The sequence below is a fragment of the Bacillus sp. GW823-FHT06A10 genome, from assembly GCF_058795375.1.
Genome location: NZ_JBXAHT010000013.1, coordinates 1 through 8,023 on the forward strand (window position 1 = coordinate 1; position 8,023 = coordinate 8,023).

12 protein-coding genes are annotated in these 8,023 nt (G+C 35.4%); all 12 read right to left on the reverse strand.

The features are described 5' to 3' along the window. Positions 1–106: 106 nt before the first annotated feature. The 12 genes from AC1Q8M_RS27710 to AC1Q8M_RS27765 all read right to left on the reverse strand — a co-directional run bounded on the left by AC1Q8M_RS27710 (position 107) and on the right by AC1Q8M_RS27765 (position 7,989). Positions 107–331 (reverse strand): hypothetical protein, encoded by a 225-nt coding sequence (locus tag AC1Q8M_RS27710; protein ID WP_098672511.1) that lies wholly within the window; start codon positions 329–331, stop codon positions 107–109. A 461-nt stretch (positions 332–792) separates the two neighbouring features. Further along, positions 793–1,137, reverse strand: coding sequence for a hypothetical protein (locus tag AC1Q8M_RS27715; protein ID WP_061661033.1), 345 nt, complete (start codon positions 1,135–1,137; stop codon positions 793–795). Next, positions 1,127–1,375 (reverse strand): hypothetical protein, encoded by a 249-nt coding sequence (locus AC1Q8M_RS27720; protein WP_098661539.1) that lies wholly within the window; start codon positions 1,373–1,375, stop codon positions 1,127–1,129. The genes AC1Q8M_RS27715 and AC1Q8M_RS27720 overlap by 11 nt, the downstream gene beginning before the upstream one ends. Positions 1,376–1,433: 58 nt before the next feature. Next, positions 1,434–1,901 (reverse strand): hypothetical protein, encoded by a 468-nt coding sequence (locus AC1Q8M_RS27725; RefSeq protein WP_098911032.1) that lies wholly within the window; start codon positions 1,899–1,901, stop codon positions 1,434–1,436. Further along, positions 1,876–2,040 (reverse strand): hypothetical protein, encoded by a 165-nt coding sequence (locus AC1Q8M_RS27730; protein WP_172794265.1) that lies wholly within the window; start codon positions 2,038–2,040, stop codon positions 1,876–1,878. Before AC1Q8M_RS27730 ends, AC1Q8M_RS27725 begins: the two co-directional genes overlap by 26 nt. A 36-nt stretch (positions 2,041–2,076) precedes the next feature. Next, positions 2,077–2,655: a hypothetical protein gene (locus tag AC1Q8M_RS27735; protein WP_061661036.1), complete on the reverse strand. Its 579-nt coding sequence runs from the start codon at positions 2,653–2,655 to the stop codon at positions 2,077–2,079. A 1-nt stretch (position 2,656) separates the two neighbouring features. Beyond that, positions 2,657–2,917, reverse strand: coding sequence for a hypothetical protein (locus AC1Q8M_RS27740; RefSeq protein WP_098453510.1), 261 nt, complete (start codon positions 2,915–2,917; stop codon positions 2,657–2,659). After that, positions 2,914–3,381 carry a capsid assembly scaffolding protein Gp46 family protein gene (locus AC1Q8M_RS27745; RefSeq protein ID WP_080451160.1) on the reverse strand — a complete coding sequence of 156 codons (468 nt, stop codon included), beginning with the start codon at positions 3,379–3,381 and terminating at the stop codon, positions 2,914–2,916. The genes AC1Q8M_RS27740 and AC1Q8M_RS27745 overlap by 4 nt, the downstream gene beginning before the upstream one ends. A 662-nt stretch (positions 3,382–4,043) precedes the next feature. Further along, positions 4,044–4,289, reverse strand: a complete 246-nt coding sequence (locus tag AC1Q8M_RS27750) for a helix-turn-helix domain-containing protein (protein ID WP_016112314.1) — start codon at positions 4,287–4,289, stop codon at positions 4,044–4,046. A gap of 237 nt (positions 4,290–4,526) precedes the next feature. Continuing rightward, positions 4,527–4,670: a hypothetical protein gene (locus AC1Q8M_RS27755; RefSeq protein ID WP_153580007.1), complete on the reverse strand. Its 144-nt coding sequence runs from the start codon at positions 4,668–4,670 to the stop codon at positions 4,527–4,529. Positions 4,671–6,054: 1,384 nt separating this feature from the next. Further along, complete coding sequence (locus AC1Q8M_RS27760) at positions 6,055–7,374, reverse strand: hypothetical protein (RefSeq protein WP_098366101.1); 1,320 nt, start codon at positions 7,372–7,374, stop codon at positions 6,055–6,057. Between the two features lie 432 nt (positions 7,375–7,806). Beyond that, positions 7,807–7,989, reverse strand: coding sequence for a hypothetical protein (locus AC1Q8M_RS27765; protein ID WP_061661031.1), 183 nt, complete (start codon positions 7,987–7,989; stop codon positions 7,807–7,809). Positions 7,990–8,023: the final 34 nt, after the last annotated feature.

Below are 8,023 nucleotides of genomic sequence, written 5' to 3' on the forward strand. Positions count from 1 at the left end.
AAAAAAACTTTCCTTCTAATAACCCGTTTTCATTATTGTTCATCGTCAATTCCTCCTAGTTTTGGTTTCGAAACTTTTTACATAAAAAGAGATGGACTATTGTCCGTTATCTCCATTCTCTTTTTTTAAGCTTTTTGTTTCTGTCATTAATCCCTGTTACCTTAGCCAATTCAATCCATTCTTCAACTTTCTCTTCGCCAAAATCGACTATGTTTTTGGCAATCATACGCTCCATCTTGTATGCTTTTTCAGCGTCTTTGATGTTATCTACACCATAGTAGCCCATCTTACTTGAATAGAACGTCTCAAACTTATCTTTTCTTACAGGCATTGTTTCACCCCATTTACAAACATAGTATATAACGGTTTCGAAACCGTGTAAATATATTTATTGTAATTTATATACATCTTTTCTAACATTTACCTATCGAAAATACCCTTCTTTTGTTATATACAATTAAAAGGCTCGAAAAAAGAGCCAGTTTATTAGGCTGACTCTTTGCGAGGGTGGGGATAACGTTCCACACTTAATAGTTACAAGTTGAGATAATAGACTTATAAAAATAAGTTGTTTTTCTCTATGAAATTGTATCTTCAGTATATCACCCGTATAGCAATCTCATTTGCTACTTTGTATACATAGAAAAAAGACGCTAGTTTTCGCCAGCGCCTTCTTCCCAATCTATTGTCACTTGTACAGAAATCTAGAGGTAGAAAAAATAGAAGATAATAAACAATTAAAGCAATTAGTAACCCTTATATTGTACAAAACATTTAACTGCTTCACAAAGTTTATCTAACTGTTTCGGCTTCCAACTCTTCAATAACTGTTTCTAACGCTTCGATTTTGCCTTCTAAACGTAGTTTTGTTTCTTCCCTCACAATAACATCACGCTCTTGTACGTCAATACGACGGCTTTCCAGCTCAATCTTAGTAAGGTTAATCATGTTCATGTGTTCACTGCTTGCACCTTGTAATGAATATAACAGGGCGTTTAAATCAGTCTTATCAATTTTACGCTCACAGAATAGCTTCATTAAGGTTTTACGTGTGATTAAAGCGTCTTTCGGTGTATCAATATTAATATTCACGTCAATCGGCTTCTTTTTGGCTGTCGTTTTCATTTTAGTAGTCATTTTGTCTCCCTCCTAACGCTCGTTTAATGTTTCTTACTATATTCGATTGTCTACCATCAATCATGTTGCCATCTTCATCTAAGTAAGTATTATGAATAGATGTATCTTTGACTTTCATTCGGTTATAAATAATCTTTAGTTGAGCATATGTAAGTTTCCCGCTGTCATACAGGGCTTTTACATCATCCCAGGACAAACTATATATACCGTACTTTTCTAGTCCTAACTCCTGCTCCAAACCCCTGATAGTTTCAATGTTATGAATGTATTGGGCTGTTTCGGGCGTCGGCTCACCGTTAATGTAATGTAGTTGCATCTTTTGTCAATGCCTTTCTTACAACTGGACTTAATCCAGCTAAATTTTGTTCGTGCGCTTCTTTTATGTTGGTGCTCGGTCTTGTATAAAGAATATCGCCTTTTACCCACTTTAGAAGCCCTTCAGTTGGGTCGGTTTCCTCTCTTACCGTGCTATGTTTCATAATTACCACATAGTGTTTAGGGGCGGTTTTACGCCAGTATTCCAGCTCCTTCGCATGCATAGAGCCATTATGATTCACATTGCATTTACACCGTTCAAAATGACATTCGCAAACGTCACAAAAAGGGTCAATATTACCATTGATAGCTACTATATTTCTAGCTTTTGTTTTCTCTAACTTCTCTGCTATGTCATGTTCACTATTTGCTAGAATTACTATGCCGTTAGGCGTTCTTGCGGTTTGTATCTTGTTTAATCGTTTAGCAAGGCTTTTTACTGTCGCCAATACCTTCACCTCTCATAACGGCTAATAAGAGTGCTTTACGGTTACTTCCGTTCAACCTTTTTTTCTCGTATGATTTGCGGTCGCTCTTGATGTTTAGCATTGTATCTACAAATAGGGTTCTTGTTTCGTTCTTATCCATGTCCTTCTCCTTTACGTAATAAGCCCAATACTAGACCTATTGACCTTCGAGTTCTTGGTTAAAAGCGTCTCTTGCTACCTCTTCATTTGGTCTTGTGTCTACTACTGGGAATAGCGTTTCTTCTCCAGACATGTCACCAGCTATTTTTGAGCTTAATAAGGCGTCTTTGTATTGTTCCACTGCTTCTTCTCGTGTCATTAGTGAAAATTGAGAGTTAAAGGCGTCTCGTTCGGCTTTTAGGACATCATAAATTGATTTAATATTGTTACGTTCTGCTACTGTATATTCTTCTGGTGCTTGTTCCATATACACGCGGTTTGCGTCTGCAATTTGAAAGGCTCTTTCGTCTTCAAATACTGGAATATCTGCTTTGCTATCAACAAAATCAATCTCTTTGCCGTCAATCTCATGCATTGCCTTTACATATAACTCTGATAATAGTTGTTTCTGCTCTGTTTCAAATTGGGATTTTCTTTCCGCTAGTGCCTGGGCTTCTGCTTCAAAACCTGCTAAACCCTCATTAAACGTTTCTTTCTGATTAAAAAACTCTTGTTTTAAAAGTCCTTTATAGTCTGGTCGGTGTACGTCACCTTTGATATATGGGTTATTTGCCATTTCATTCATCCTCCAATGTATAGTTTCCGTCTAGAAAGCCTTTTGGGGCTTCTCCTGTCTCTTTGTACGTGCCTTTTAATTCTTCATATAGTTTTGTACTCAATCGGACGTCTTCGCTTGTATATCCACCGTATCGTTTGTTTACAGTGTCCCGCACTTCTTTGTGGTCACTTGCTTTGCCACGTCCTAGTACGATTCCTCTATCTTCTACACGCCAGTTAACACCTTCACCAGTGATTGTAGTTATTAGTTGCTTACTCATTTATTTAGCTCCTTGTGAAATGCCTGTGCTTCTGCACTTTGTTTTAGTGCGGATACACCTTTTTCCTTTTCGGGCACTTTACCAGCGAGACTCTTTTTAATAGATTTCTTTGCTTCTGTTTGGATTAACGCTTTTACAATGGCAATACGCTCATTCATGATGCGAGTGTCTTTGTTCTGTACCATGCTTGCTAAACTGCTTGGTAGTCCTGCGTTGTTTAAACGTGTTTCTGCTATTTCTAACAACTCCTTACTCTTTTTAATATTATTCGCTTCAGCAAATGCACTATCGAGCCTTTCCATTGCTTGTGTGCGCTCCTGCTGGATTCGTTCGGCTTCGTCACGATTCGCTAAAGCTTGGTTGACCGCTTCGTCAATATCCGATTTTGTAAAAGTTTCTTCTGTTTGTTGGTCTGTATCATGTTGTTGTTCGTTCTCTAACATATCCGTTTCGCTCCCAATCATAGTCAATATAACGATGTATTAAATTGTCACTACAATTAATATATAATTAGATTTGTTGTTCCATTTAACACTTTGTATACACAAAACTCACCACACAAAATTGCTGATTAAAAAGATTGGCTGGGAAGTCAGCTTATCTTTTAAAGCCGTATCCAAACCCCGAAAAGTTACCAAAAAAAATCGTCTGTTGGGTTTTATTTTTCGCCCGATACCCCCCGTTGTATCCCCGATGGTTACAACGAGTTAAAACGATTCCCCAGTGAAGAACGTCCATGAGCGAATATTTATGTGAATCATTTCACATAAAGTATACATAATGTATGTTATAGGTAGTTGTAAGAAGAACGCTGTTATATCAACGTTTGTCGAGTCCTAGGGATGATGTATAAAGATAATGGATATATAGATAATTTAATTATGCAATGACATACACAAATATACATGGATTCCCTACCAATATTCATGATTCTATTCAATCCTTTTTGGGCTTCCTGTCCTCCTTCATATACCGATGTATGCATTACTAATTTTTCCGATATAACGACAAAAAAACAGTACAAATTGTACCTAATATTTTTACACATATTCAAGAGAAAAACATGCTTATTTCATAATGTTAAATAGATTTGGATTTACTTTTAATAAGAAAGGGAATCCCCTTCTTACTTGTCATATGGACGGAACTTTGCTCTTAATTCTTCTAATTCTTCTTTTTTGGCTTCTATATCAGCTTTTAGAAATATACTTACATTCCCTAATTTCTTAATTGGTGTCAACTTACCAGCCTTAATTAAAGCACTCATACGGGAACGGTTTACACCTAAAATCTCCATCGCTTCCGCCGTTATAAGAACTTCGTTTCTAATAAAATTATCCACTTCTTCTTTAGAGTTTAAATGATACTTCATTATTCTTCACCTCTCATACATAACTTAATTATAAACATGATAGTATACACAATCCCTGCAACTATACATATCCAATCCAACGTAGTCATTACACTAAAATCATTGGCTATTGCCCACAAAAATAAAATAACAAATACAGTTAAATCAATTGGTTTAATTTTCTTCATCGTTTTTCGGTGACGGATGTTATAATAGTAATGAGGGGAATATGGCTGTCAACCCTTCCCCTCATCTTGCTTATTTGCGTTTACGTTTGTTACGTTTACGCTTTTTGCTTTGTTGTAGTTTCTTAGTCGCTTTAGTGTGGATGTCTAAACCAACGTTTATGATTCCGAACACTGAAGCGATTATTGCTACAACATCTTTAATTGTTTCCATCACCTTGCCTCACCTCCTTGTATTTATTATACTACAGGCTATGCGCATTTGTACAGAGGTTTTTTTAAATTTGTTTAAAAAAGTTGAAAGAAATAAAAAAAGAGTCGCTAGACTCTATCACTCTCTATCTATTACATATCCTCTCATTGCTCACACCTACCTATCATCACTACACTATCTCTTATAGTTATTTAGTAGTCTGTCGAACAACACAACTAATCATATATACAACCGTCCTCTATTTGTTATATAGAAGTAACCTATGTAGAAGGTATCAGCAACACTACATACACCACCTGTTATATATAGTAGGGCTTCCCTTCTCTCTACTCATTGACAACCATGCATCACATACACTCTTTAATAAAGCTTTCACTCTTTGTTCATTCATCATGTCATAGCATTCATGTTGTAAGTAGTGTCAACCAATCCTTCTATACTATCAATACTCTTTAACAATCTAGTGAACAATACAACCATCAAGGAGAGAAGTCATGGAAGACAAACAACTACACACACTCTATATACAAGCCAACTGTCACAGACTATACACCTAAAGGAGTATACAACCTCGTATGCAAGAAACTAACCCTCCTAAGTTATTTAGGTACATTTCGGTAAATAGTATAAAAATCATAGAGAAGTAGTAACCCGTACAAAAGAAAAACAGTAGTGGTTGCTCACGCTAATAAAACCCGAAACCCTTTTTTAATACTCTTTAGTATGCTTTTGGGAACAACCCTTGATATAACAGCATTCTTCACTACTTGTTTAAACAAGAAAAACCCAGACCCCTTTCTTAAATACTATTTAGGTAGATTTCGGGAACTTTTTATATAAAACTCTTAAATAACGTATGTGTAACCAGCGTTAGAACGGCTCTATAACAACAAAGAAAAGAGAGAAAAGCGTTACCCAAGTTATTTAGGTAGATTTTTAAGAAAAAGCTATGAAATAGCACCTTTAAATTGTCGATATAATAACCAAAAAAAGCTACTTGCAACCCGCAAATAGCTCATGTTAATATCTAATTGTGTGAAGCATGTTTATAGTGGTACTGATTATGTTCTCGTGGTGGAGAACGTACTACTTGTAATATTGTTTAAATTGAGTATAAAAGCAAGTCTTTGGAATAAGACACTTTAAGTCTTCTTCCTCCATGAGTTGAGATACAATACTTTCAAAGCTGGCCGGCTCTGATTCATTGTATACCAACTCTATTTTTTTGCCTTCATTCTCTAAAACCGTCTTATAAATTGTACATTCTCTCTCGCTTTCCTTACGACAAAGAGAGGAACGGCTATTTTCAACCTTTCCCCTTCAGACCTCTTATTTTCGCTTCTAACGAGTTTTATTGTCTTCTAATACATTTGTATTCATTCTTTTGCTACATAGCTGTCAAAATGTCGTCTTTTACTTTAAAACGTCCACGTTCTCCAATTTCTACAAAACGTTTCATTTCAAGTGATTCGCACTTTCTCCACGCTTCCGCATCGCCACTATTCGCCTTTTTCGTTAATTTACTAATTCTAAAAATCTGGTTACCCGTTAATTTGGGTGTTTCAGGATTCATATTATTATAGTCTTCAAACGTCTCATTTTCGTTTATAAAAGGCTTTTCCTCTTTAATAGTATAATTGCCCTCTTTTTGTTCTGAAACCTCTAAGAATGGATTTTCAGCGCCTTTAGGCATAACTATTGCTTCTTGATACCCCGTTACTGTTTTTATTAGTTCTTTTTTAGGCTCTAAAGTAGGGTTTGGGGCTTGTGGTTCTTCTTTTTGTTTAGCTAATATCAATGCTAGTCTTTCTATTTCTTCTTGTGTAGCTTCTTTAGGCTTTGCTGGTTGTTCTGATTCTTCTCTATGTTCTTCAAACCAATCTGGAGTGATTTCTTTTCTAGTAGTTTTCTTCTTACTACCAATAGAACCACTATGACCAGTACCCTTCCTAGTGACGCCTTTTTTTCTTTTGTTCTTTGCTACTTCTGAGGTATCGCCTAATTCTAGTTTTTCCTCATTCTTGATGTATGTATCTATCATGCAATTAAGTCGTTCGTTTTTCTCTTCAAGAGACATAATTACACCTTTATAGTTGTTTGCTATTTTCTCTTTTAAAGTGTCGTCAATTTCAAAGTTGTGTCTTTCGATGTAAGAAAGCACATAATCTTTAATATTAGTAAAATAATGCTTAGTAAAACTAGTGCTTAGTAGTGTGCCACTTTTGTCATGAGTACCCGTGTCATTCTTGTCATGAGGGGTGATGTCATTTTTGTCATAGGTCGGTTCAACCGTTGATACATCTGTGTTTTTTAGTTGTTCCATGATGATGTGTTCACGCAAATAAATACGATTTGCTTCTCCATTTTCTTTTTCTGGTTGTTCAGCAAGAAGAACTCCACATTCTCGCAACTCATTCATATATCTTTGCATTGTACGTACACTGGTTTTTAAATACATTGCTAGTTTTTTATTTGTCGCTACACGGTAAACGCCTTTTCCGTCAATCCATGCTTCGCCGTTTTCAATCACGTTATATAATGACTCTCTCCACATATCACGTAATGTTAAATATAATCGTTCTGCGTTTGCGCTCACACCTTTTTCTATGAAGTAGATTCTAATAGGTTTAGGTATAGCTAAAAACGGTACTGTGGCACCGTAATAATAGTCTTTTAAAGTTTCTAATTGATTAATAGTTTCTTGCATTAAAAAAACCCCTTTTCGAATTGTAAGTACAACGAAACAGAGGTATTGTGCATTCTTTATATAATTGATATAATAACTATATAAAATTTATACAGAATTACCGCTGTATAAAACATGTACGGAATCAAAAAGGAATCCGTTCAATCTAATTGAATACACTATGCCTAGGAGCGCTTTATACCTGTTGTTTTGGTCGACATGAGGTATAAGGCGTTTTTTCGTTGTCATTTATTGCTATTATACTACGAATACGGTCGAATAAATAGACTTCTAGAAAGAAAGCCGTTGTGCTATCATATACTGCTCGCTTTCAAGTAACATACAGTGTACCTGTTCTTCATTAACTTTGTCTTTCATGCATGTATTAAATCTATTTAACGATATATCACGATTATAATTATTTATTTATATTAAGATTAACAGATATTATACTTATTTCAATTGGTTTGTCACGACGCACATTAATTGAACACATTCTGAAAGGCGATCCATGTCAACATTATTTAATGTTGCATATTCATCCTCATTTGGGTTTGCTTCCTCTAGCATTTCATTTAATCCCTCTACCAGCCAAAAAAACTTTCCTTCTAATAACCCGTTTTCATTATTGTTCATCGTCAATTCCTCCTAGTTTTGGTTTCGAAACTTT

Excerpts from the sequence above, each read along its gene's own strand:
- AC1Q8M_RS27730 (WP_172794265.1), bottom strand. The coding sequence starts at position 2,040 with ATGGATAAGAACGAAACAAGAACCCTATTTGTAGATACAATGCTAAAC.
- AC1Q8M_RS27715 (WP_061661033.1), bottom strand. The coding sequence starts at position 1,137 with ATGACTACTAAAATGAAAACGACAGCCAAAAAGAAGCCGATTGACGTG.
- AC1Q8M_RS27760 (WP_098366101.1), bottom strand. The coding sequence starts at position 7,374 with ATGCAAGAAACTATTAATCAATTAGAAACTTTAAAAGACTATTATTAC.
- AC1Q8M_RS27710 (WP_098672511.1), bottom strand. The coding sequence starts at position 331 with ATGCCTGTAAGAAAAGATAAGTTTGAGACGTTCTATTCAAGTAAGATG.
- AC1Q8M_RS27745 (WP_080451160.1), bottom strand. The coding sequence starts at position 3,381 with ATGATTGGGAGCGAAACGGATATGTTAGAGAACGAACAACAACATGAT.
- AC1Q8M_RS27750 (WP_016112314.1), bottom strand. The coding sequence starts at position 4,289 with ATGAAGTATCATTTAAACTCTAAAGAAGAAGTGGATAATTTTATTAGA.
- AC1Q8M_RS27765 (WP_061661031.1), bottom strand. The coding sequence starts at position 7,989 with ATGAACAATAATGAAAACGGGTTATTAGAAGGAAAGTTTTTTTGGCTG.
- AC1Q8M_RS27740 (WP_098453510.1), bottom strand. The coding sequence starts at position 2,917 with ATGAGTAAGCAACTAATAACTACAATCACTGGTGAAGGTGTTAACTGG.
- AC1Q8M_RS27735 (WP_061661036.1), bottom strand. The coding sequence starts at position 2,655 with ATGGCAAATAACCCATATATCAAAGGTGACGTACACCGACCAGACTAT.